Origin of the sequence: Pandoraea sp. XY-2 (assembly GCF_004193915.1) — a bacterium.
GTDB classification, from domain to species: Bacteria; Pseudomonadota; Gammaproteobacteria; order Burkholderiales; family Burkholderiaceae; genus Pandoraea; species Pandoraea cepalis.
The window spans coordinates 3,320,752-3,344,679 of record NZ_CP030849.1 but is presented as its reverse complement, the minus strand read 5'-3'; the positions used below and the strand labels follow the sequence as shown (position 1 = coordinate 3,344,679).

Here is a 23,928-nt window from a genome sequence, read left to right as displayed (position 1 = left end):
ACGCTGCAAGAAATGGCGCGCTCGGCAGGGAACCGATCCCCGTCGGACGCGCCAAATGGTGCATAGGTGTTGCGATATCGTGCAGCCGGCCCTGCGCTTGGCAGCCTCGACAACTCTGCTACACTAACGCCACATAGGTGTCACAGCCGCGGTCAAGCGGCGTTCGCAAACCAGTGCGAATGCGGCTTTGCTGCGGCAATTTTTTTGTCTTTCGGAACAACGCGTATGAGTACCATTCCTCTGACCAAGCGGGGCGCCGAGCTGCTCAAAGAAGAGCTGCACCGCCTGAAGACCGTCGAACGTCCGGCCGTGATCACTGCGATTGCTGAAGCCCGTGCGCAGGGCGATCTGTCGGAAAATGCGGAATACGACGCCGCCAAGGAAAAGCAGGGCTTTATCGAGGGGCGTATCGCCGATCTCGAATCCAAGCTCTCCGCCGCGCAGATCATCGACCCGTCGTTGCTCGACGCCGAGGGGCGCGTGGTGTTTGCCGCCACCGTCGAACTCGAAGACCTCGACAACGGCGGCACGGTGCTGTACCAGATCGTCGGCGACGACGAAGCCGATCTGGAACACGGCAAGATCTCGGTGAGTTCGCCGATCGCACGTGCCCTCATTGGCAAGTACGCTGGCGATGTGGCCGAAGTGCAGGCCCCGAGCGGCGTGCGTGAGTACGAGATCATCGATGTCCGCTACGTCTGACGTGACGTCCCCCAGCGGCGCGCCACGGCTGGAACGGCTGTTCCGCCTGATCGCGACCCTGTGGTGCGGTAGTCAGTGGGCGATCGGCTATGTCGTGGCGCCCACGCTCTTCGCAGTGCTGGAATCGCGCACCATGGCCGGAACGGTCGCCGGTCGCCTGTTTCACACGCAAGCCTGGATAAGTCTCGTCTGCGGCGTGCTGCTGGTCTGGCTGGCGACGGCGCTGATCGCGCGTGCGGGCGACGCCCAAGCGGCACGCAGCTATCGCGGACTGCGGTGGCTGGCGGTGGCGATGATGGTCTGTGTGCTGATCGCCTCGTTCGGCCTCCAGCCGTTGATGGCGGATCTGCGCGCGCAGGCGGAGGCGGCGGGCGTGGAGATCGGCCAGTCGGCGTTTGCTGCACGTTTTGGCATGCTTCACGGTATTTCGAGCGGCATCTACCTGCTGCAAAGCCTGCTCGGCTTGGCGCTGATCTGGCGTCAGCCGGTGCGTGGCTGAGTGTCGCAGGGGGGGGCAGCGACGCTGGCTTCGCAGCCAATCCGATCGTGGCATCCATAAAAAAACGCGCCTGTTGTCCGGGCGCGTTTTTTCGAGAACTGGCGGCGGTGTGCCGTTCGCTCAGTCGTTGCGTTGGCGCTTGACGCTGGTCTGGCGCTTTTTGGCCTTCTTGACGATGCCGCCAGCGGTCATGCGTTCGTTGCCGCGAACGGTCACTTTCTTGACGGTCGGACGGCGTCCCGCGTTGGTGCTGGTCTTGACGACGGTGACAGTGCGCGGGGCACGGCCCTTGACTGTCGCACCCGTACCACCGGTCCGGGAGCGAACCGGCGCTTCCGTTTCGTCCGGCGTCGGGCGGTACAGAACAAGCAGCTTGCCGATGTGTTGTACCGGCGCTGCGCCGAGTTGATCGCAGATGGCTTCGTAGATGGTCACGCGTGCATCGCGTTCGTCGCCGAACACACGTACCTTGATCAGTTCGTGAGCCTTCAGGGCGCCGTCAATTTCCTTGAGCACCGCCGGCGTCAAGCCGTCGGCGCCAATCAGTACAACGGGATTCAGCGCATGGGCGGTGGAGCGCAAGTCGGCGCGTTGCGCCGGGGTCAGGGTCAGGGCGGGCATAGAGGACAGACGAGACAAACGAGTTAGGATGCACCCGTACGCGGCGGCCGGCGCACCTGCAAATACCAGAGGCCGGCTCGCGCATTTTGGGCGCGCAAGGGCCTATTATCCTGCAAAATCGCAGCGTTTTTGAAGAATTATGGCAAAAAACCGTTTCAGCCACGCCTGGCTGCACGATCACATCAACGATCCCTACGTCAAAATGGCGCAGCGTGAGGGCTATCGTGCCCGCGCGGCCTACAAACTCAAGGAGATCGACGAGCAGGACCGGCTGATCAAGCCCGGTCAGGTCATTGTCGACCTGGGCGCGACGCCCGGGAGCTGGAGTCAGTACGCGCGCAACAAGCTCGCGGGCGGCAAGCGCACGGAAGGGGGTATCGACGGCACGATCATCGCGCTGGACATCCTGCCGATGGCGCCGATCGCCGACGTCACCTTCCTGCAGGGTGACTTCCGCGAGGACAGCGTGCTCGTGCAGCTCGAAGAAATCCTCGCCGGACGCAAAGTCGACCTTGTAGTTTCCGATATGGCCCCCAACTTGTCGGGGGTAGCGTCTGCCGATGCAGCGCGGATCGAGCATTTGTGCGATCTGGCGATGGATTTTGCTCAGCGACACCTGAAACCGGAGGGTGCATTGCTGGTCAAATGTTTTCACGGCAGTGGCTACAGCCAGATTGTCGAAAAATTCAAGCACCAGTTCAAAACCGTGGCGCCGCGCAAGCCAAAGGCGTCCCGAGATAAATCTTCCGAAACGTTCATTTTGGGACGAGGATTGAAAAATCCGGCTTGATGCCCGTCAAACCAGCGCTCTGGCGCTATGGCGGCGGTAAAGAATCACTATGGCGGTGCGCCTGCGAGTGGATTAGAATGAATTCCTGGCGCGAAGCGATTTCATGAAGGAGCAACGCTTTGAACAATAATATGTTTTCCAAAGCGGCGGTGTGGTTGGTCATCGCGCTGGTCTTGTTTACTGTGTTTAAACAGTTCGACAAGCCGCACGTCCAGGAAGGCGTGACGTACTCCCAGTTCATGGACGATGCCAAGAATGGCAAGGTCAAGAACGTGATAGTGCAGGGGCGCAGCCTTCAGGTGACGCCCAGCGACGGCCAGAAATACACCATCGTGTCGCCCGGCGACATCTGGATGGTGGGCGATCTCATGAAGTATGGCGTTCAAGTTTCGGGCAAAGCCGATGACGAACCGAACGCGCTCATGTCCGTGCTCTACTACCTCGGACCCACGTTGCTGATCATCGGCTTCTGGTTCTACATGATGCGGCAGATGCAGGGCGGGGGTAAGGGCGGTGCCTTTTCCTTCGGTAAATCCCGTGCGCGCCTCATCGACGAGAATGCCAATCCCGTGACCTTTGCCGACGTCGCCGGTTGCGACGAAGCCAAATACGAAGTTGGCGAGTTGGTCGACTTCCTGAAAGACCCTCAGAAATTCCAGAAGCTCGGTGGTCGTATTCCGCGCGGTGTGCTGCTCGTCGGCCCGCCGGGGACTGGTAAGACGCTGCTCGCCCGCGCCATCGCTGGCGAAGCGAAGGTGCCGTTCTTCAGCATTTCGGGTTCCGACTTCGTGGAAATGTTCGTCGGCGTCGGCGCGGCCCGCGTTCGAGACATGTTTGAAAACGCGAAGAAGCAATCGCCCTGTATCGTGTTCATCGACGAAATCGATGCGGTCGGCCGCCATCGTGGCGCCGGCATGGGCGGCGGTAACGACGAACGCGAGCAAACGCTGAACCAGATGCTCGTCGAGATGGATGGCTTCGAAGCCAACTCGGGCGTGATCGTGATCGCCGCGACGAACCGGTCGGACGTGCTCGACAAGGCGCTGCTGCGCCCGGGCCGCTTCGACCGTCAGGTCTACGTCGGTCTGCCGGATATCCGTGGCCGTGAGCAGATCCTGAAGGTGCACCTGCGCAAGGTGCCGATTTCGAACGACGTCGATGCGTCGGTCATCGCGCGCGGAACGCCGGGCATGTCGGGCGCCGATCTGGCGAACCTCGTGAACGAAGCCGCCCTGTTCGCGGCGCGCCGTAACAAGCGCATCGTCGAAATGCTCGACTTCGAAGACGCGAAGGACAAGATCTTCATGGGCCCGGAGCGCAAGTCGGCAGTGATGCGCGACGAAGAGCGACGTGCCACGGCGTACCACGAGTCGGGCCACGCGGTGGTGGCGATGCTGCTGCCGGAAGCCGACCCGGTGCACAAGGTGACGATTATCCCGCGGGGTTGGGCACTTGGCCTGACGATGCAGTTGCCGGAGCACGACAAGTACTCGGAGTATCGCGATACGATGCTCACGCAGATCGCCATCCTGTTTGGCGGTCGTGCGGCTGAGGAAGTGTTCATCAACAAGATGTCGACGGGCGCTTCGAACGATTTCGAGCGTGCCACCAAGCTGGCTCGCGACATGGTGACCCGCTACGGGATGTCGGACGCGCTGGGACCGATGGTCTATGTCGACACGGAGCAGGATTCCATGTTCGGCCGGATGTCCGCCAAGTCGGTCTCGGAGGCCACGCAGCAGAAGGTCGACGGGGAAGTTCGCCGCATTCTCGACGAGCAATACGCGCTGGCCCGGAAGCTGCTGGAAGACAACCGCGACAAGGTCGAGTCGATGACTCAGGCCCTGATGGAGTGGGAAACGATCGACGGCGAGCAGATCGGCGACATCATGGAAGGCCGTCCGCCGCGTCCGCCGAAGAACGGTCCGACCAACGGTGGCGCATCGGGTGGCAATCCGCCGCTCAAGCCCAGCAGCACACCGGCGACCGTCTAAACACGCAAGCCCTGGTAGCTCCCAAAGCGCTGCCATCCCAGAAAGGCCGGCATTGCGCCGGCCTTTTTGCGTTTCGAGGCGATGACGCTGCCCGGTGCCGGGTATCGATGGCCGCTACCACGCACCAGCCGCGAGGAAAATCGGTGTTACCGAGTGTTTCTATGGTCGATGTGGCAGGCGAATCCGGTAACATTACGGCCATGCAAAGCGTCCGGTATCCCTATCCCGGGCGCGCGGATCCGGTCCCGGCCAACGGACCGCTAAACTGGTTTTACTGAGCTGAGCGTCCGAATGTCCTCCGAGTCGTCGCAATCCCTGCCTTCCATGTCCCCGGTCGAAACCGATGCCACTGACGCCGCCGACATCGTCGCGTCCGGCGTGGCACCCGGTGCCCCGGACAAGCCCGCCACGCTGGCATTCGGCCCGCGCTTCCAGCTCGATGCCCACCGGGTGCACGTTATGGGTATCCTGAACGTGACGCCCGACTCATTTTCCGACGGCGGCAAGTTTGTCGCGCGCGACGCCGCCCTGCGCCATGCCGAGCAGTTGATTGCCGACGGCGTCGACATTCTCGATATCGGCGGGGAATCGACCCGTCCGGGCGCTGAAGCGTTGTCGGAAGCCGCCGAACTGGACCGCGTCGTGCCGATTGTCGAAGCGTTGCGCGACTGTGGCGTACCGCTTTCGGTGGATACCTATAAGCCGGGCGTGATGCGCGCGGTGCTCGCGGCCGGCGCGGACATGATCAACGACATCTGGGGGTTCCAGCAGCCCGGTGCCATCGACGCGGTGCGCGAGAGCGAAGCCGCACTGTGCGTCATGCACATGCTGCACGACCCGAAGACCATGCAGGACGCACCGATCTACACCGACGTTGTCACCGAGGTCGCCGCCTTCCTCGACGGCAGGGTGGACGCGCTGCTCTCGGCCGGTGTTGCGCCGTCGCGTCTGTACCTCGACCCGGGATTCGGCTTCGGTAAGAATCTCGCCCATAATCTCGCACTGCTCAAACACTTGCGTGTGCTGTCGCGCGATGGATTGCCGTTGCTCGTCGGCATGTCGCGAAAGCGGATGCTGGGCGAAATTACCGGGCGTCAGGCGCCATTGGAGCGACGAGTAGCCAGCGTCGCCGCAGCGATGTGTGCCGCGCAGCAGGGCGCGGCCATCGTGCGCGTGCACGACGTCGCCGAGACGGTCGATGCATTCAAGGTCTGGCACGCCGTGCGCGACGCCGAATAACCCTGCCGCGGGCAACCCGCCGGAGGGCCCCAGCGCCGCAAGCCAATGGGGACCCAGCGGGGACGCGCGCCAGCGATAATGGCGGGGGCGGTGGCCCCCCACCGTCTGAGCGCGGCACCTATAAAGATTGAACGACGCGCGCGTCCGGTCTCTCATCCGGCGCAGCGCCTCAACTGGGAACGATGCAACGATGAAACGACGCTATTTTGGAACCGATGGGATTCGCGGCACGGTGGGCGAAAGCCCGATCACGCCAGAGTTCGTGCTGCGACTCGGTTACGCCGCGGGTCGCGTGCTGGCCGGCAACCAAACGCTGGGCCGTCCGACGGTATTGATCGGCAAGGACACGCGCGTCTCCGGCTATATGCTCGAAGCCGCGCTGGAAGCCGGCTTTGCGGCAGCCGGCGTCGACACTATGATGGCGGGCCCGATGCCCACGCCCGCCGTAGCCTACCTCACCCGGGCGCTGCGCCTGGCGGCTGGCGTGGTGATCAGCGCGTCGCACAACCCGTACCACGACAACGGCATCAAATTCTTCTCGGCGGATGGTAACAAGCTGCCGGACCAGACCGAACTGGCCATCGAAGCCGAACTCGACAATCCGATGACCTGCGTGCGCTCCGAGCAACTCGGCAAGGCGCGTCGTCTGGACGATGCCGCAGGCCGCTACATCGAGTTCTGCAAGAGCACGTTCCCGAACGACTTCGACTTGCGCGGCATGAAGATCGTGGTCGATTGCGCCAACGGCGCCGCGTATCACATCGCGCCCCATGTGTTCCACGAGTTGGGCGCCGAGGTTATCGCGATCGGCAACCAGCCGAACGGTTTCAACATCAACGAGGACTGCGGGGCGACAGCGCCGGATGCGCTCATGCGCGCCGTGCGTGCGAATCACGCGGATCTCGGCGTGGCGCTCGATGGCGACGCTGACCGCCTGCAGATCGTCGACGGTGCGGGCCGTCTCTACAACGGCGACGAGCTGCTGTATCTGTTGGTGAAGGACCGCCTGGACAACGGAGGGGTGCCGGGTGCCGTGGGTACGTTGATGACCAATATGGCCGTCGAAGTCGCCCTCAAGGGCCTAGGGGTGCCATTCGTGCGCGCCAAGGTCGGCGACCGTTACGTGCTCGAGCAACTGCACAAGCACGGTTGGCAGATTGGCGCGGAGGGTTCCGGCCACATTTTGTGTCTGGACAAGCACACGACGGGCGACGGTATCATCTCGGCCCTGCAAGTGCTCGCGGCAATCCGTCGCGCGGGCAACCCGCCGCTGGCGAAGCTGCTCGACGGCGTGCGTCTGTTCCCGCAGCAAATGATCAACGTCCGTACGCCGGCCGGCTACGACTGGCAGAGCGATGCGCGCCTGTCCGACGAGCGCACCGCCGTCGAGTCTCAATTGGGAGATACGGGGCGCGTGCTCATTCGCGCATCGGGCACCGAGCCCGTGCTGCGCGTGATGGTGGAAGCCCGCGAAGCCGCCCAAGCCACGTCCTTCGCCCAGCATCTGGCCGACGTCGTCAAATCGGCCGCCTGAGCGTTCACTGAACGCCCGGTCTGCCATCCATCCTGGCAGGGCCGTGCCCCCCCCGAGTGGGGCGGCACGGCGGACAACGCCGAATCCCCTCATCGAAGTCAATCCCCCGGGCGCAAGCGCCGGTCAACGCGTTGCCGCATACCTGCGTTTCAGGCTTCCCATCATGGCAATCGGTTCAACCCGATATTTCCATTTGTGACACGGTGGCCTAGGATGGTTAGACGGTTTGCACCCGTGTCACGGTGCTGACATGTGTCCCGAATTGGGCGTTTTGCGCGATGGCATGTGCTTGGAGATACCCTAAACCATTGCCAGACAAGGATTTTTGGCCGCCAACGAGAGGCGGGAGATGCGTCTGGCAACGTGACGATCCCGAGTCAACTTTATGACGCCGATGTTGTGAGCTTTCACACATGACACATGATTGTCACATTCGGACTCTATTCTTCGAGCCAACCACACGCTGTATCCACACCAACTCGGAGAAATCCATGAAGCTGATGAAGACTGCGATTGCCGGCATGGCTGGCATTCTGTTTGCCGCTGGCGCGATTGCGGGCGAAATTACGGGTGCAGGCAGCACGTTCGCCGCGCCGATCTACACGAAGTGGGCTGACGCCTACCAGAAGGCGACCTCGAACAAGGTCAACTATCAGGGCATCGGTTCGTCGGGTGGCATCAAGCAAATCCAGGCCAAGACTGTCGATTTCGCAGGTTCGGACGCTCCGCTGACGGACGAAGAACTGGCCAAGCAAGGCCTGTTCCAGTTCCCGACGGTGGTCGGCGGCATCGTGCCGGTGGTCAACGTACCGGGCGTCAAGCCGGGCGAGCTGGTCCTGTCGGGCCCGGTGCTGGGCGACATCTATCTGGGCAAGATCAAGAAGTGGAACGATCCGGCCATCGCCAAGCTGAACCCGAAGGTCAAGCTGCCGGATACCGATATCGCCGTGGTTCGCCGCGCCGACGGGTCGGGCACGAGCTTCGTGTTCACGAACTATCTGTCGAAGGTCAACGCCGAGTGGAAGAGCAAGGTTGGCGAAGGCACCACGGTGAACTGGCCGACGGGTACGGGCGGCAAGGGTAACGACGGCGTCGCCGCTTTCGTGCAACGCCTGCCGGGCGCGATCGGTTATGTCGAGTCGGCCTACGCCACGCAAAACAAGCTGACGTACACGGCACTGACGAACGCCGACGGCAAGACCGTCGAGCCGACCACGGAAACGTTCGCTGCGGCAGCTGCCAAGGCCGAATGGTCGAAGACGTTCTACCAGATCCTGACCAACGAGAAGGGCGACAAGTCGTGGCCGATCGTGGCTGCCACCTTCGTGCTGGTGCACCAGAAGGCTGACGCCGGCAAGGAAGCGCAAGGCGCCGACGTGCTGAAGTTCTTCGACTGGTCGTTCAAGAATGGCGAGAAGACCGCCAAGGAACTGGACTACATCCCGCTGCCGGAAGCGGTGCTGAAGCAAATCCGTGCAGGTTGGAAGGCGAAGGTTGCCGAGTCGGCCCACAAGGCCGGCATCTAAAGCAGCCTTGCTGGCCCCGGGCAATGCACGGTTGCATTGCCCGGGGCCTCAACCCGGCATTATCCGCGCCGCCTGTTCCGAAGCCCGACCTCTGATCTGGCAACGGCAGGCGGCGCGCTCACGCTGAGACGACATCATGGCAGAAGCCACCCGACCCCTCGCAACAGCAGGCGCGCAGCGCGCTCCGTCTTCCGTTGGCGACATTCTTTTCGCGCTGCTCACCCGCGCGGCCGCCCTCATTACGCTGCTCTTGCTCGGTGGCATCATCGTGTCGCTGATGTACAGCGCACTGCCGTCGATTCAGAAATTTGGCTTCGCCTTCCTGTGGACGAAGGAATGGGATCCGCCCGCCGAGCACTTCGGCGCGCTCGTGCCGATCTACGGCACACTCGTCACGTCGCTCATCGCGCTCATTATCGCGGTGCCGGTCAGCTTCGGCATTGCGCTGTTCTTGACTGAACTCTCGCCCGTATGGCTGCGCCGCCCGCTCGGTACGGCCATCGAGCTGCTCGCCGCTATCCCGAGCATTGTCTACGGGATGTGGGGTCTGCTGATCTTCGCCCCGATCTTCAGCCAGTACTTCCAGAAGCCGCTGCAGACGCTGCTCGGCAACGTTCCGGTCATCGGTGCACTGTTCCAGGGGCCGCCGCTGGGCATCGGTATCCTGCCCGCCGGTGTGATCCTCGCGATCATGATCATTCCGTACATCGCCTCGGTCATGCGCGACGTGTTCGAAGTCACGCCCGTGCTCCTCAAGGAGTCGGCCTACGGCATTGGCTGCACCACCTGGGAGGTGATGTGGCGCGTGGTGCTGCCCTTCACGAAGACGGGGGTGATCGGTGGCGTCATGTTGGGGCTGGGCCGCGCGCTTGGCGAGACCATGGCCGTCACCTTCGTGATCGGCAACACGAATCTGCTCGACAACGTATCGCTCTATTCGCCGGGCAACAGCATTACCTCGGCGCTCGCCAACGAGTTCGCCGAAGCCGGCCCGGGGCTGCATACGGCCGCCCTGATGGAGCTCGGCCTGATTCTGTTCTTCATCACCTTTGTGGTGCTGGCGCTGTCCAAGCTCATGCTGCTGCGCCTTGAGAAAAGCGAAGGTAAATAATGACTCAACAAGCGCTCGAACTGGAAACCCCAGCCGTGAAGCCGACCGACGCCGTGACCCGCGTGCGGCTGCAAGCTTACCGCCGCCGCAAGAACATTTTTGCGATCGCGATGTCGCTCGCGGCCATGGCCTTCGGCCTGATCTGGCTGCTGTGGATTCTCTACACCACGCTCTCGCTGGGCATCGGCGGTCTGTCGCTGTCGCTGTTCACCGAAATGACGCCGCCGCCGAACACCGCCGGCGGGGGGCTCGCCAATGCCATCGCGGGCAGTGTCGTGATGGTCGGTGTGGCCACGTTCCTCGGCACGCCGCTGGGTATTCTGGCCGGGGTCTACCTGGCCGAGTACGGTCAGAAGTCGTGGCTCGCGAGCCTCACCCGCTTCATCAACGACATTCTGCTCTCGGCGCCGTCGATCGTGATCGGCCTGTTCGTGTACGCGCTGGTCGTGGCACAGATGGGGCACTTTTCGGCGTGGGCCGGCATTGTGTCGCTCGCGCTGCTGCAGATCCCGATCGTGATCCGCACGACCGAGAACATGCTCAAGCTCGTGCCGAACAACTTGCGTGAGGCCGCGTTTGCCCTGGGCACGCCGAAGTGGCGCATCATCGTCAAGATTACGCTGAAGGCGTCGATCGCCGGTATCGTGACAGGCGTGCTGCTCGCCGTGGCGCGTATCGCGGGCGAGACGGCACCGCTGCTGTTCACGGCGCTGTCGAACCAGTTCTGGTCGATGAACCTGAATCAGCCGATGGCCAACCTGCCGGTCACGATCTTCAAATTTGCCATGAGCCCGTTTGCGGAGTGGCAGTCACTCGCCTGGGCGGGCGTGTTCATCATCACCCTCGGGTGCTGCTGCTGAACATCCTGGCGCGCACGCTGTTTGCCAAGAAGTAAGCGGCAACGCGAGACGACACAACGCGACGACACCACGCATACCTGACGGTTAAGACGACCATGACGAATCCGACGCAAGACATCAAACTGCCCTCGAAGATTGAAGTCAATAACCTGAACTTCTTCTACGACAAATATCACGCGCTCAAGAACATCAATCTGCGCATTCCCGACCGCAAGGTCACGGCCTTCATCGGCCCATCGGGCTGCGGCAAATCGACGCTGCTGCGCACGTTCAACAAGATGTATGCGCTGTACCCGGAGCAACGCGCCGAGGGCGAGATCAACATGGACGGTGAAAACCTGCTGACCTCGAAGCAGGACATTGCGCTGCTGCGCGCGAAGGTCGGCATGGTGTTCCAGAAGCCGACGCCGTTCCCGATGTCGATCTACGACAACATCGCCTTCGGTGTGCGCCTGTTCGAAAAGCTCTCGCGCTCGGAAATGGACGACCGCGTGGAGTGGGCGCTGACCAAGGCGGCGCTGTGGGGCGAAGTCAAGGACAAGCTGCAACAGTCGGGCTACGGCCTGTCCGGCGGTCAGCAACAGCGACTGTGCATTGCGCGCGGCATTGCGATCCGCCCGGAAGTGCTGCTGCTCGACGAGCCGTGCTCGGCGCTCGACCCGATCTCCACGGGCCGTATCGAAGAGCTGATCGCCGAACTCAAGGACGACTACACCGTGGTGATCGTCACGCACAACATGCAGCAGGCGGCACGTTGCTCGGACTTCACCGCCTATATGTATCTGGGCGAATTGATCGAGTTCGGGGAAACGGAGAAGATCTTCATCAAGCCGGACCGTAAAGAGACCGAAGACTACATCACCGGCCGTTTCGGTTGATGCCCACGAGGAATTTCGACATGAACGACAAACACCTTTCCAGCCAGTTCGACTCGGACCTGAATCAGCTTTGCTCGCGGGTTCTTGAAATGGGCGGCCTGGTCGAATCGCAGCTCGTGACGGCCATGCGGGGGCTCAACACGTTCGACCGTGCCTTGGTCGACGAAGTGATCGCCACCGAGCAGCGCCTGAACACCATGGAAGTCGAGATCGACGAAGAGTGCAGCAAGATCATTGCCCGTCGTCAGCCGACCGCGCGCGATCTTCGCCTGCTGCTCTCGATCTCGAAGTCGATCACCAACCTCGAGCGCGCAGGCGACGAGGCCGAGAAGATCGCCAAGCGGACCCGTCACCTCCTGGAAGACGGCGCGGCGCAAACCGTGAACTTCGCCGAGATCAAACTCTCGGGCGACATGGCCGCCCAGTTGTTGCGCCGAACGCTCGACGCGTTCGCGCGTCTCGACATCGTGGCCGCGGCCGAGATCGTGCGCGACGATAAGGCCATCGACAACGAATTCCGTGGCTTCGTGCGCAAGCTGGTGACCTACATGATGGAAGATCCGCGCACCATCTCGGCGGGCCTGGAATTCCTGTTCATTGCCAAGGCGATCGAGCGCATCGGCGATCACGCGAAGAACATCGCGGAATTCATCATTTACATTGTCAAGGGCACCGACGTCCGGCACATTTCGCGCGAAGACCTGCAGCGCCAAGTGCAAGGCGAATGAACGGCCCGACATTATTGAAGGTTTGAGAGGAAACCGATGCCCAGCAGCATTCTGATCGTGGAAGACGAGCCGGCGATTTCCGAGCTGATCTCCGTTAATCTGCAACACGCGGGTCACTATCCGATTCGGGCCTACAACGCCGAGCAGGCACTCACGCTGATCAGTGACGTGCTGCCCGACCTGGTGCTGCTTGACTGGATGCTGCCAGGCAAGTCAGGCGTGACGTTCGCACGTGAGCTTCGGGCGAACGAGCGGACCAAGCACGTGCCGATCATCATGCTCACCGCGCGCAGCGAAGAGCAGGACAAGGTGATGGGCCTGGAGATCGGCGCGGACGATTACGTCACCAAGCCGTTCTCGCCGAAGGAGCTGATGGCGCGGATCAAGGCCGTGCTGCGACGCCGTGCGCCGCAGTTGACCGAAGACGCGGTGAGCGTGAATGGCCTGAAGCTCGATCCGGCCACGCATCGCGTCACGAGCCACCAGTCAAGCGGCGACATCAAGCTGGACTTGGGGCCGACGGAATTCCGTCTGCTGCACTTCTTCATGACGCATCCGGAGCGCGTGCACAGCCGCTCGCAGTTGCTCGATCAGGTGTGGGGCGATCACGTGTTCGTGGAAGAGCGCACGGTGGACGTGCACATCAAGCGTCTGCGTGCCGCGCTCAAGCCGGCCGGCCACGATGCTATGATCGAGACCGTACGCGGCAGCGGCTATCGCTTGACGAAGTCGGCTTGAGGCATCGCGCCTCGCCTTCGGGCGAGGCCTGCCGTGCCAATGCCGCCCTTGTCCCATGGGTCGCGGGCGGCAAAACCCCTGTGCATCGTCTATGAATATCATCTGGGCCCGTGCGCTGACGTTCCTGATCCTGCAAGCCGCCGTCTCGACGGCTGTCGGCGGGTTCTTTGGCGCAAGCGTGGGCTACATTACGGCCATCGTCCTGCTGGTCACGCAAGTCCTCTTCAACGTCTACCACGCCCAACGCCTCTGGCGTCTTCTCGACGCCCCGGTCTACGGTGAGGTGCCGAGTGCACTCGGGTTGTGGGGGGAAATCTATTACCGGCTGCACAAGCTGGCCAAGCGCTGGCATAACCAGGTCAAGCAGGTGGAACAACAGCACGCTCGCTTCATCCAGGCGATCCAGGCATCGCCCAACGGCGTGATCATGCTCGACGAGCACAACCAGATCGAATGGTGCAATGCGATCGCCGAGTCGCATTTCGGTATCGATGCCAAGCGTGATCTGCGTCAGCAAATCACGCATCTCCTGCGCACACCGGCCTTTGTGCACTACCTGTCCTCGGAGCGCTACGACGAGGCGCTGCTCATGCACCACATGGGCGAGAAGCGCAACAACGTGCTTTCCATGCAGGTGTTCCCGTATGGCGACCACCGCAAGCTCATGATTTCGCTCGACGTGACCGATCTCGAACGCACCGACTCGATGCGTCGCGACTTCGTGGCCAACGTCTCGCATGAACTCAAGACGCCACTGACCGTGCTCTCCGGATTTCTGGAGACGGTCGGCGAGCTGCCACTCTCCCCTGAGGAGATCCAGCGCTATATCGAGATCATGCGACAGCAGGCCTCGCGTATGCAGAACATCGTGAACGATCTGCTCACGCTGGCGAAGCTCGAAGGCAGCGGCAAGCCGCCGCCGGACGAGCGTATCGATATGGGCATGCAGATGCGCTCGCTACGCAGCGACGCAGAAGGGCTCTCGCAGGGGCAGCATGTGATCGAAGTCACGCAGGCCGACGGACTCGATTTGCGTGGTGCCGAAGGCGAACTCCACAGCGCGTTCAGTAATCTCGTCAGCAATGCGGTGCGCTATACGCCGCCGGGCGGCAAGATCCGCATCGAATGGGGGCCGACGGACGACGGCGGTGCCCGCTTCGCCGTGACCGACTCGGGGTTGGGGATTCCGGCGGAGCATATTCCTCGGCTCACCGAGCGCTTCTACCGTATCGACCGCAGCCGATCGCGCGATACGGGCGGCACCGGCCTCGGCCTCGCGATCGTCAAGCACGTGCTGACGCGCCATCAGGCCGATCTGAAGGTGACGAGCGAGGTGGGGCACGGCAGCACGTTCGCCATCCAGTTTCCGCCCACGCGCGTGGCGCAGCGCGCGCCGGTCGACGCCATCCCGCCACGATTGACCGTAGACGGCTAAGCCTGGGCGACTCGGCGCGCACGGTACACGCGCACGGCTGACCGATGACCGGCCAGGTCAGCCGCGAGTGCCGATCTGTACCTGCTGTGCGAGTTCCTGCATCAGTGCCATCTGGCTGTTGAACGGCGTCTTGCCCGGCTTGCGACGCACGTAGGTGCCGTCCGGACGCATCAACCATGCGGCGGTGTTGTCACGCAGGTTCACCATGAGACCCTCGCGAATCACGCGGGCCTTCAGGCGCTTGTCTTGTACCGGAAAAGCCACCTCCACGCGTCGGAAGAAGTTGCGCTCCATCCAGTCGGCGCTTGAAAGCATGACTTTTTCGTCGCCGTTCGCATAGAAGTAATAGATGCGATGGTGTTCGAGAAAGCGCCCGACAAGCGAGCGCACGGTGATGTTCTCGGAAAGGCCCGGTACACCGGCGCGCAGCGAGCACACGCCGCGCACGATCAAATCGATTTTCACTCCCGCACGCGACGCTTTGTAAAGCTCGGCAATGATCGTCGGTTCGAGCAGCGCGTTCATTTTCGCGATGATGCGGGCTTTCTTGCCTGCAGCCGCTGCTTCCGTTTCTCGACGGATCGCCTCGAGCAGATGCGTATGCATCGTGAACGGCGATTGCCACAGGCCCTGCAACTGGGTCTGCCGACCGATGCCCGTCAGTTGCTGGAAGACGACGTGGACGTCGGCGCACAGCGCCTCGTCGGCGGTCATCAGGCCGAAGTCCGTGTACAGACGGGCCGTGCGCGGGTGATAGTTGCCGGTGCCGAGATGGACGTAGCGTTTGAGGAACGTCTTCTTGCCCTGGTGCGCGCGACGCACCACGAGCAGCATCTTCGCGTGGCACTTGTGGCCGACCACGCCGTAGACGACGTGCGCGCCGACCGCTTCGAGCTGCGCTGCCCAGTTGATGTTGGTCTCCTCGTCGAAGCGTGCCAGCAGTTCCACCACGACCGTGACTTCCTTGCCGTTGCGGGCCGCCTCCATCAGGGCGTCCATCAGTGCGGATTCGTTGCCGGTACGGTAGATCGTCTGCTTGATGGCCACCACGTCAGGGTCGCGAGCCGCTTGCAGCAGCAGCTCCAGCACGGGCTGGAAGCTGTCATACGGGTGATGCAGCAGCAGGTCGCCCTGGTCGATGACGTCGAAGATGGACGGCGACGCGCTCATGCGCTTGGGCAGCGCCGGCACGAACGGCGCGAACTTGAGGTCCGGACGGTCGACCATCTCGGGCAGGGGCATCAGGCGCACGAGGTTGACGGGGCCCTTGACGCGGTAGCAGTCCGAGTCGCCCAGGCCGCACTCCGTCTGGAGGCGCCGCACGAGGCGCGATGGTGTACCGGCATCGACTTCGAGGCGTACGGCGTCGCCGAGATGGCGGGCCGGGAGTTCGCCTTGCAGCGCGGTGCGCAGGTTGGTGATTTCGTCCTCGTCGACGAACAGATCGCTGTTGCGTGTGACGCGGAACTGATGGCAGCCTTTGGCCGTGAGTCCTGGGAACAGTTCACTGGCGAAGCGCAGCATGAGCGAGCTGAGCAGCACGAAGCTGTTGGGCAGGGGGGCGAGCGCCGCAGGCATGGGGACCAGCCGGGGCAGGGCACGCGGGGCCTGAACGATGGCGAGTTCGGCGTCGCGGCCGAAGGCGTCTTTGCCTTCGAGTTCGACGGCGAAGTTCAGGCTCTTGTTGAGCACGCGCGGGAATGGGTGCGCCGGATCGAGCCCGATCGGTGTGAGGACTGGCACGAGTTCGCGCTGGAAATAGTCGCGGGCCCACTCGACCTGAGCGTCGTTCCACTGACCGGACGGGTGAAACGCGATGCCTTCGGTTTCGAGACGCGGCAGCAGGCTGTCGAACATTGCGTACTGCTTTTCCACCAGCGCCTGTGCCCGGGCGCAGACTTGCGTGTAAACTTGCTGGAACGTCATGCCGTCGGGCGTGAGCATGCCCGGATTTTCGCGCATCTGCTCCTTCAGTCCGGCGACGCGGATTTCGAAAAATTCATCCAGATTGCTACTCACGATACAGACGAAGCGAAGGCGTTCCAGCAGCGGCGTGGCCGGATCCGCCGCCTGGGCAAGCACGCGTTCGTTGAACGCCAGGATGCCCAGCTCGCGGTTGAGCAGCGGATAATTCATGGTGACCGTGCGAAAGACATGGGATTGGTGTGAATTCTTCATCCGTATTGTTACCGTTATATGACGTTCACATTTGTCAACGACGTGTCATATTCCATTTGTAGCGTATTCGTCATTTATTTGTCGAGTGCGCGTCATGCTTTTTGTGCGACACGTTCTCCACTCCGGCACTCTTCGCTCAGGCGCATCCCGACATGAGTACTCCCTCGCCCTTGTTAGCGGCCGTCGATCTCGGCTCGAACAGTTTTCGCCTGATCATCGGCCGCGTGGAGGAAACGTCCGCCGGCACGCAGATCTATCAGGTCGATGCGCTGCGCGAGCCGGTTCGGCTGGCGGCGGGCCTGAACGACGAGAAGTACCTCGATCATCCGTCGCAGCAACGCGGCTGGGACGTTCTCAAGCGTTTCGGCGAGCGGCTGCGGGGATTTCATCCCGACAAGGTCCGCGCGGTGGCCACGAATACGCTGCGTGTCGCCAAGAACGCGGACGATTTCCTCGGTGAGGCACAGCACGCGCTCGGGTTTCCCATCGAAGTCATTGCCGGGCGGGAAGAGGCGCGGCTGATCTATGCGGGCGCCGCACACTCCGTGCCGACGTGCCAGGGTAACCGGCTTGTCGTGGACATTGGAGGGGGGTCCACCGAATTCATCATCGGGCAGGATTACGAGCCGCTCATCATGGAGAGCCTGTATATCGGCTGCGTGAGTCATAGCCGGCAGTTCTTTCCCAGCGGCAACGTCGATGAATACGCGATGAAGCAGGCCGAACTGGCCGCCCGTCGCGAGATCCAGATCATTGCGGCGACGTATCGTGACGCCGCCTGGTCGCAGGCGATCGGCTCGTCGGGAACGGCACGTGCGCTGGCCGAATTGCTCGAAGCCAATGGGTTCAACGACGGCGGTTTGCACGGCCTCACGCGCGGTGGGCTCGAGCGCCTCAAGCGCGCGCTCATCAAGGCAGAGAACGCCAACCGCCTCAAGCTGGCGGGGCTCAAGCAGGATCGAATTCCGGTGCTGCCGGGCGGCCTGTCCATCATGTTGTCCGTCTTCAATGAACTCGAGGTCGAGCATATGGAGACGACCGACGCCGCGCTGCGGCTTGGCGTGATGTACGACTTGCTGGGGCGTACGCAGCATCAGGATATGCGGGCGGTGACCGTCGAGCAGTTCGTGCGCCGGTATGGCGTGGACCGTGCCCAGGCCGAGCGTGTAGGACGCCTGGCGATTCGGCTGTATCGCCAGTTGCCGGTCGAGGCGGTCGAGGTGCTTGAGGACGACGGCGCGGCGGGGAACCTGGACGACGGTCGCGGGGAAGGCGAGGCGTTGCTCAACTGGGCGTCGTCGCTTCACGAGATGGGGTTGTCGATCTCGCACAGCGCGTACCACAAACATTCGGCGTACATCGGCAGCAATGCGGATATGCCGGGCTTTTCGCGCCCCGATCAGGCGCGGCTGGCCGAGTTGCTGCTGGGGCATGTCGGCAAGCTGGGCAAGTTGGCATCGCAGGCGCAGCAGGTCGATTGGCAACTGTTGTTCTGTCTGCGCCTGGCGGTATTGTTTTGTCGCCGCCGCACGGATGCGTTGCCGGACGCCATCGAGGTCAAACGGCTTGGCGATGGCTTCATGGTGTCGGTGCCGCGTGCGTGGATCGACGCCAATCCGCTGACCGACTACAGCCTGCAGCGTGAGGCGCAGGAGTGGGAGAAGATCGGCATGCGCTACAAGGTCGTGTACGCCTGACGCATGAGGGCCAGCTCGCCTCTTGAAGGCGGGGGCAAACGACGAAGCCCGGCATCTGCCGGGCTTTTTCGTGCCCGTTGGCGAGACGGACGACTTGCGAGGAGGCGGCAGGCGATCAGGCCTGTTTGAGCTTGTTCAGCAGTTCCGCGCCAAGAAAATGGCGTGCGTAGCGCGGGTTGATATCAGACAGGCGGAATAGTGTGAGGAAGTCGGCAGTGTTGAAGTCGGGGTCCCAGGCCGGGGCGCCGCAAATACGGGCGCCAAGGCGCAGGTATCCCTTGACCAGAGCGGGCGGCTCGACCTCCAGCGTCGATTGCAGCTCGCTCACCGGCAGCGCGATGCGCGGCACGGCGTGATACTCGGCCGGCGCCATGGCGGTGTCCTGCAGCTTGCGATACAGACTGGCGGCGTAGTGGCCGCCGTCGGCCATCGGCACGCTGGCGCAACCGAGCATCGTCTCCAGGCCGTTGCGCAGCATGTACTCGGCCAGACCGCTCCAGAGCGCCATGATGACGGCGCCGTTGCGGTATTCCGCATGCACGCATGAGCGGCCGGTTTCGAGCATCTTCGGGCGCAGATGGTCCAGCCGCGAGAGATCGAATTCCCCTTCGGAGTACAAACGGCCAAGGCGTTTGGCCTGGTCCGGGGGCAGTACGCGGTAGGTACCGACAACCTTGAGCGAATCCTGGTCGCGCACGATCAAGTGGTCGCAGTATTGGTCGTACTCGTCGACATCCAGGCCTGCGGGGCCCTTGACCGACGCGCCCATTTCTTCGGCGAAGACGTGGTATCTCAGGCGCTGGGCTTCCCGAAGCTCGCTTTCGTCGCGTGCCCACGCCACACCCAGATTCGGCTTGACAGGCGTTTCAGGGCGAGGAAGACGCCTCCGCGAGGTGGGGGTCAACGAAGAGAGCGGCATGGTGGGGTTCGGCAGGTCGCGCATAAAGGCCCTTTGTTTGACGGTCGCGTTGCGACGTACTTTAAAAAGCATCAATGTCGATTCCGTGAACGGTGAGTGACAATTCTATGACAAAACTTTCGGTGTCACGCTGTCAGGGCGCATTTTGGGCGCCTTGCGCCAGCCAATTCACGGGGGGCGGAGAGGGGGCGTCGCCGTCGCGTGCGCTTCAGAGCAGGTCAGGATTGACGACGGCGCGCACGACCACCTGGCTTTCCTCTTCGCGGCGGCGTGAGGAGAGCCACCAGATGCCGGCCTTCTTGATCGTCCAGTAGGCTTCCTGGCCGGTCAGCAGCAGGGCGGCGAGTTGGCCGAGGACGGGTTGGTGGCCGACGAGCACGACCGTCTGGACGTTGCCGGGCCAGCCGATGGTCCCCAGCAGCGTCATGGCGTTCGCACCGGGGGCGAGATCGCGCACGATGCGCGGTGTGGGGGTGAGCGCCTGAGCGGTCTGGACGGCCCGCAACGCGGGGCTGGAGAGGATGAGCGCATCTTCGGGGAGGCGCGGGCGCAGCCATTGGGCGGCCTTTTCAGCCTGTTTGCGGCCACGGTCGGTGAGCTCGCGGGCCAGATCGGCCTGGGCACTGAGGGCGAGGGAGGCTGGCAGGTTTTCGGCGTCGGCGTGACGCCAGAGAATCAGGTTCATCGACACAGGTTCGGACATGGTGAACCTCCCACTATGACGGGGTTTCGTGGCGACGGCATGACCGTCGGCGAGCCGCTGCGAGACAACTATTGTGCCAGCGGTGGATGGAAAAATGCCGACGCGGAGCACATTGATTTGACGCGGTGCGCCGAACCCACTAGAATGCGTGCTCTTCGTCGGAGCGTAGCGCAGCCTGGTAGCGCATCTGATTTGGGATCAGAGGGTCGTAGGTTCGAATCCTATCGCTCCGACCACTAAATTCAAGGGGTTGGGACAGGCAACATCTATTGTCCCTAATCTCTGCCCTTGTAATTTCCCAACGACTTTAGCGACAACGTCTTGCGCGTGTGCATGTGCCGCGTGGTTCGCTGTGCGTGTCCGCTGCGGCGCGCTGGGCATGCCATTTGCGTGCCATGACGGTCTCTTGCCTCCATGTTGATTAGTAGACCAATGTAAGTTGGCGCGGCGGTCGTGGACGCGCATCGCGTATCTCGCATTGTCGAACGGCTTAACCGCCGAGCGAGACTTCCGGTTGGGATGTATCCGATATTCATACGAACGGGCTAATTGGCTCGTCGCGTCCGCGCTAGACGCGCGACCGCCTCGGGGCGACCTGTGACGACGGTGTGCATACGTTCTTGGCGTTTCGATGAGACGCGCTGGCCTTGCAAACGATAACGAAAGCCGGATAACTTGAAAAAAGACACATCGATTCTTTGACGGCTGAATTCGTTAGATTTTGGAGGCGCATGGCAACGATCATTCCCTCTCTGTCCTCATGCGCGGGCAGAATGCAGCCCGGCGAACGCAGACTCGCCGAGCGGCTGGAGCAGAAGCTCGAAGACGACTATTTGATCTGGTATGACGTTCCCGTCGCCACGATGCAGTCGTACCCGGACTTTGTGGTGCTGCACCCTCAGCGTGGGTTGCTCATACTCGAAGTCAAGGATTGGAAGATTACGACCGTCCTGCGTGCCGATCGCGGCGACTGGCAAATTCTGGGCTGCAACGGCCCCAAAACCGTCATCAGTCCGCTTGAGCAGGCGCGTCGATATACGCTCGAAATCGTCAACGCGCTTGAGCGGGATCCGCAACTGGTGAATCCGCCAGGGCACGCCTACGAGGGGAAATTGCGGCTGCCCTGGACGTTCGGCGTTGTGCTGCCGAATATGACGCGCAAGCAATTCACGGATGGCGGTTTGGGGCATGCACTCGAGCCTTCGAGAGTCATTTGCGCTGACGAAATGACCGAGTCTGTCGACGCGGAAGCGTTTCAGACCCGGTTGTGGCAAATGTTCAAGTTCCAGTTCCGCGAAAAACTGACGTTGCCGCAGATCGATCGATTTCGATGGATACTTTTCCCGGAAGTGCGCGTGCAAGGCACCCAGCTCGACCTGCTGTCGGATCAGATCGAATTGCCCGACATCATGGCCGTCATGGACGTGCAGCAGGAGCAGTTGGCACGTAGCCTGGGCGATGGTCACCGCGTCATTCACGGCGTGGCAGGGTCGGGAAAGACGATGATCCTCGGTTATCGCGCCGAATATCTGGCGACGCAATCGGACAAGCCCGTGTTGGTGCTTTGTTTCAGCGAGCCACTTTCCCGAAAGATCCAATCGGTAATGGAGGCCAAGGGCTTGTCGGCCAAGGTCATCGTCCGACATTTTCACGGCTGGTGTTCGGATCAATTGAACGCCTATCACGTCACGCGCCCGAAAGGGGCGGGTGAACGGTTTTTTGCGGAACTCGTTCAGTGCGTGATCAACGCCGTTGATCGAGGCAGTATTCCCGCGGCGCAGTACGCCGCCGTGCTGATCGACGAGGGCCACGACTTCGAGCCGTCGTGGTTCAAGCTGGTCGTGCAAATGGTCTCGCCGGAATGCCGTCATTTGCTCGTGCTGTATGACGACGCGCAATCGATCTTCAATCGTTCCGAGCGGCAGGGATTCAGCTTCAAGAGCGTTGGCGTGCAGGCGCAGGGACGCACGACAATTCTCAAGATCAACTATCGGAATACGCGGCAAATACTCGCGCTTGCCGCGAGCGTGGCCGAGGACATTCTGGACGCGAAGGCCACTGACGACGATGGGGTGCCTTTGATTCGTCCGATCAGCTGTGGGCGAGAGGGGCCGCAACCCATGCTGATCAAACTTCCGTCGATTGCCGATGAGGCCGAAGCCATTTCGAAGCAAATGGGCCAGGCGCATCAGCAAGGCACGGCGTGGCAGGACATGGCGATCGTCTATCGGACATGGAGTGTCGGCCAGGCGTGCGTTGACGCGCTGGCGAAGGCGCGAATCCCCTACCAGTGGCAACAGCGAGATCGCAAGCGGTTCTCTCCCAGTGCGGACGCGGTCACCTTATTGACCATGCACGCCAGCAAAGGCCTGGAGTATCCGTTCGTGGCCGTGCCAGGCGTCGGAGCGATGTCGCTGGATGACGCCGATCTGAAGCAAGAGGCTCGCCTCTTTTACATTGCGGCGACACGCGCGACTCACCGGCTCCTTGTCACTGGTAGCGGGGATTCTCTGTTCATGCGCAAGCTGTTTCCTGAGAATGCGTTGCCAGTCACTTCCTGAGCGCGGATCGGGCGCGTAGTGAATGTGCGGCGGAAAGTGGCCCGTCGCCTCCGTCGCTCACGCGAACCTTCCGCGTCGATCGCCTGCCTGTGGGTATGCAGATTGCGTCGTGGTACGATCGGATTCATTCACGTCATTCAGATCGTGGTTTCGATCCGGTCCGGGCCCGTCGCAAGGCGGGTACATCAGGGGGCAATATGTCTGCCGAGCAAAAGACGCCTTATCGCGGGTTCATCATCGTTACCGTTCTCGAACGTCTGCCCAAGGGGCGCGCGCGACTCTCGGCCAAGGTGCTTGCCGACGATGCGGATCACAAGCGGCGTCTTGGCGGAAAGAAGCTCCTGCAGGCCAAGCGTTGGTTCGATCATTTTGCCGACGATCTGGCCGCACCCATCATCGAAGGGCTCAAGCGTACGATCGACCTCGAATTGGCGGCGGCAGCGAAGGCGGCCAAGTCTCTCAAACCTGGAAAGGCGGCGATTGGTGTGAAGTCCGTCAGGACGACAAAGCCCAAGGTCGTGAAAGTGCCTGCGGTCGCCGCTGTCGATCGCTGACAATCCAATCATGTACATTTTCAGAGATTTGTGTGTATAATCCCGACCTTGTCCAAAACTTGGGCATCGAGGGAGGCGGTTCTCATTGACGAACGATGAGTGTGTCGCTTTGCCATCAATCAACCGTTCAGCCAGTCTGGAAGGCGCAATGCGGGGTTCGCGGTAAGCGAGCCGGGCGTTGAAAGCCAATCGGGAGATCGCAGAGGAGGTGATTCGCGGTCCCGCCGGATGTGGTGTAGTGCAGTCCGTGGCAAATCCGTTCGTCGTGCCTGGCAGGGGATGTCTCTTGCAGGGCGGGGAAGGGTGCTTTTGCCCGGTAAGTTAAATTTGCGGCTCTCGCGAGCCAATTCACTATACGAGCTATTGCATGACCAAGATTCTGATTAAAGACGGTGAACCCGTTGAAGTCGCACTGCGTCGTTTCCGCCGCGCCATCGATGGCACGGGCCTGATCAAGGAAGTCAAGGCACGTGCGGCTTACGAAAAGCCGACGGCCGAGCGCAAGCGCAAGAAGGCTGCTGCCGTGGCCCGTCTGCGTAAGCGTCTGCGCAGCCAGACCCTGAAGAAGAAGATGTACTAAGCACGCGCCCTTCGGGTGCGGTGAAGTGTGAAGTGAAAAACCCGCCGACAGGCGGGTTTTTTTATGGACGAGCGGCGATCA

20 protein-coding genes, 1 tRNA gene and 1 pseudogene are annotated in these 23,928 nt (G+C 62.1%); 18 read left to right on the top strand and 4 right to left on the bottom strand.

Annotated elements, in window-relative coordinates; all coding sequences use genetic code 11:
• Nucleotides 1-225 precede the first annotated feature (225 nt).
• Nucleotides 226-702, top strand: coding sequence for a transcription elongation factor GreA (greA, locus tag DRB87_RS15110; RefSeq protein WP_017231907.1), 477 nt, complete (start codon nt 226-228; stop codon nt 700-702).
• Nucleotides 686-1,201 carry a DUF4149 domain-containing protein gene (locus DRB87_RS15105; protein ID WP_130026483.1) on the top strand — a complete coding sequence of 172 codons (516 nt, stop codon included), beginning with the start codon at nt 686-688 and terminating at the stop codon, nt 1,199-1,201. Before greA ends, DRB87_RS15105 begins: the two co-directional genes overlap by 17 nt.
• A gap of 120 nt (nt 1,202-1,321) precedes the next feature.
• Here the strand turns inward: DRB87_RS15105 and yhbY are convergent, their stop codons facing one another.
• Nucleotides 1,322-1,822: a ribosome assembly RNA-binding protein YhbY gene (gene yhbY / locus DRB87_RS15100; protein ID WP_130026482.1), complete on the bottom strand. Its 501-nt coding sequence runs from the start codon at nt 1,820-1,822 to the stop codon at nt 1,322-1,324.
• 139 nt (nt 1,823-1,961) lie between these two features.
• Between yhbY and DRB87_RS15095 the strand changes: the two genes are divergently transcribed.
• From DRB87_RS15095 to phoR, 11 genes and pseudogenes are all read left to right on the top strand, one after another.
• A complete protein-coding gene (locus tag DRB87_RS15095) occupies nt 1,962-2,612 on the top strand; it encodes an RlmE family RNA methyltransferase (protein WP_017231904.1) in 651 nt (216 codons plus the stop codon).
• Between the two features lie 119 nt (nt 2,613-2,731).
• Nucleotides 2,732-4,606, top strand: a complete 1,875-nt coding sequence (gene ftsH / locus DRB87_RS15090) for an ATP-dependent zinc metalloprotease FtsH (RefSeq protein WP_130026481.1) — start codon at nt 2,732-2,734, stop codon at nt 4,604-4,606.
• 459 nt (nt 4,607-5,065) lie between these two features.
• The gene (gene folP / locus DRB87_RS15085) at nt 5,066-5,845 is read left to right on the top strand and encodes a dihydropteroate synthase (protein ID WP_240756319.1); all 780 of its coding nucleotides are present in this window, start codon (nt 5,066-5,068) and stop codon (nt 5,843-5,845) included.
• 190 nt (nt 5,846-6,035) lie between these two features.
• Nucleotides 6,036-7,379 (top strand): phosphoglucosamine mutase, encoded by a 1,344-nt coding sequence (glmM, locus tag DRB87_RS15080; protein ID WP_130026480.1) that lies wholly within the window; start codon nt 6,036-6,038, stop codon nt 7,377-7,379.
• 491 nt (nt 7,380-7,870) lie between these two features.
• Entirely contained in the window at nt 7,871-8,905 is a 1,035-nt protein-coding gene (pstS, locus tag DRB87_RS15075) for a phosphate ABC transporter substrate-binding protein PstS (protein WP_130026479.1), read from the top strand.
• 136 nt (nt 8,906-9,041) lie between these two features.
• The gene (gene pstC, locus DRB87_RS15070) at nt 9,042-10,016 is read left to right on the top strand and encodes a phosphate ABC transporter permease PstC (protein ID WP_130026478.1); all 975 of its coding nucleotides are present in this window, start codon (nt 9,042-9,044) and stop codon (nt 10,014-10,016) included.
• Nucleotides 10,016-10,911, top strand: a pseudogene (gene pstA / locus DRB87_RS15065) (phosphate ABC transporter permease PstA). The gene pstC and the pseudogene pstA overlap by 1 nt, the downstream one beginning before the upstream one ends.
• 60 nt (nt 10,912-10,971) lie before the next feature.
• Nucleotides 10,972-11,754 carry a phosphate ABC transporter ATP-binding protein PstB gene (gene pstB / locus DRB87_RS15060; RefSeq protein WP_130026477.1) on the top strand — a complete coding sequence of 261 codons (783 nt, stop codon included), beginning with the start codon at nt 10,972-10,974 and terminating at the stop codon, nt 11,752-11,754.
• Nucleotides 11,755-11,774: 20 nt separating this feature from the next.
• Nucleotides 11,775-12,482 carry a phosphate signaling complex protein PhoU gene (gene phoU, locus DRB87_RS15055; protein ID WP_017231896.1) on the top strand — a complete coding sequence of 236 codons (708 nt, stop codon included), beginning with the start codon at nt 11,775-11,777 and terminating at the stop codon, nt 12,480-12,482.
• A gap of 36 nt (nt 12,483-12,518) precedes the next feature.
• Nucleotides 12,519-13,220, top strand: a complete 702-nt coding sequence (phoB, locus tag DRB87_RS15050) for a phosphate regulon transcriptional regulator PhoB (RefSeq protein WP_130026476.1) — start codon at nt 12,519-12,521, stop codon at nt 13,218-13,220.
• A 91-nt stretch (nt 13,221-13,311) separates the two neighbouring features.
• On the top strand, nt 13,312-14,655 hold the full coding sequence (gene phoR, locus DRB87_RS15045; protein WP_130026475.1) for a phosphate regulon sensor histidine kinase PhoR: 1,344 nt from the start codon (nt 13,312-13,314) through the stop codon (nt 14,653-14,655).
• A 57-nt stretch (nt 14,656-14,712) separates the two neighbouring features.
• On the opposite strand, the gene ppk1 is transcribed toward phoR, so the two are convergent.
• A complete protein-coding gene (ppk1, locus tag DRB87_RS15040) occupies nt 14,713-16,833 on the bottom strand; it encodes a polyphosphate kinase 1 (protein ID WP_130026474.1) in 2,121 nt (706 codons plus the stop codon).
• A gap of 152 nt (nt 16,834-16,985) precedes the next feature.
• Here ppk1 and ppx point away from each other — a divergent pair, with 152 nt between their 5' ends.
• On the top strand, nt 16,986-18,530 hold the full coding sequence (gene ppx / locus DRB87_RS15035; protein ID WP_130026473.1) for an exopolyphosphatase: 1,545 nt from the start codon (nt 16,986-16,988) through the stop codon (nt 18,528-18,530).
• A 115-nt stretch (nt 18,531-18,645) separates the two neighbouring features.
• On the opposite strand, the gene DRB87_RS15030 is transcribed toward ppx, so the two are convergent.
• Together DRB87_RS15030 and DRB87_RS15025 are read right to left on the bottom strand one after the other, a co-directional pair.
• Nucleotides 18,646-19,473 carry a GNAT family N-acetyltransferase gene (locus DRB87_RS15030; RefSeq protein WP_130027893.1) on the bottom strand — a complete coding sequence of 276 codons (828 nt, stop codon included), beginning with the start codon at nt 19,471-19,473 and terminating at the stop codon, nt 18,646-18,648.
• 184 nt (nt 19,474-19,657) lie between these two features.
• Complete coding sequence (locus DRB87_RS15025) at nt 19,658-20,134, bottom strand: histidine phosphatase family protein (protein ID WP_130027892.1); 477 nt, start codon at nt 20,132-20,134, stop codon at nt 19,658-19,660.
• Between the two features lie 177 nt (nt 20,135-20,311).
• On the opposite strand from DRB87_RS15025, the gene DRB87_RS15020 reads away from it, so the two are divergent.
• From DRB87_RS15020 to rpsU, 4 genes are all read left to right on the top strand, one after another.
• A tRNA-Pro gene (locus DRB87_RS15020) sits at nt 20,312-20,388 on the top strand.
• 495 nt (nt 20,389-20,883) lie between these two features.
• Nucleotides 20,884-22,713, top strand: a complete 1,830-nt coding sequence (locus DRB87_RS15015) for a DEAD/DEAH box helicase (RefSeq protein ID WP_206100028.1) — start codon at nt 20,884-20,886, stop codon at nt 22,711-22,713.
• A gap of 197 nt (nt 22,714-22,910) precedes the next feature.
• Nucleotides 22,911-23,267, top strand: a complete 357-nt coding sequence (locus DRB87_RS15010) for a hypothetical protein (protein WP_130026472.1) — start codon at nt 22,911-22,913, stop codon at nt 23,265-23,267.
• 367 nt (nt 23,268-23,634) lie between these two features.
• Nucleotides 23,635-23,847 carry a 30S ribosomal protein S21 gene (rpsU, locus tag DRB87_RS15005; protein ID WP_017231887.1) on the top strand — a complete coding sequence of 71 codons (213 nt, stop codon included), beginning with the start codon at nt 23,635-23,637 and terminating at the stop codon, nt 23,845-23,847.
• Nucleotides 23,848-23,928 lie beyond the last annotated feature (81 nt).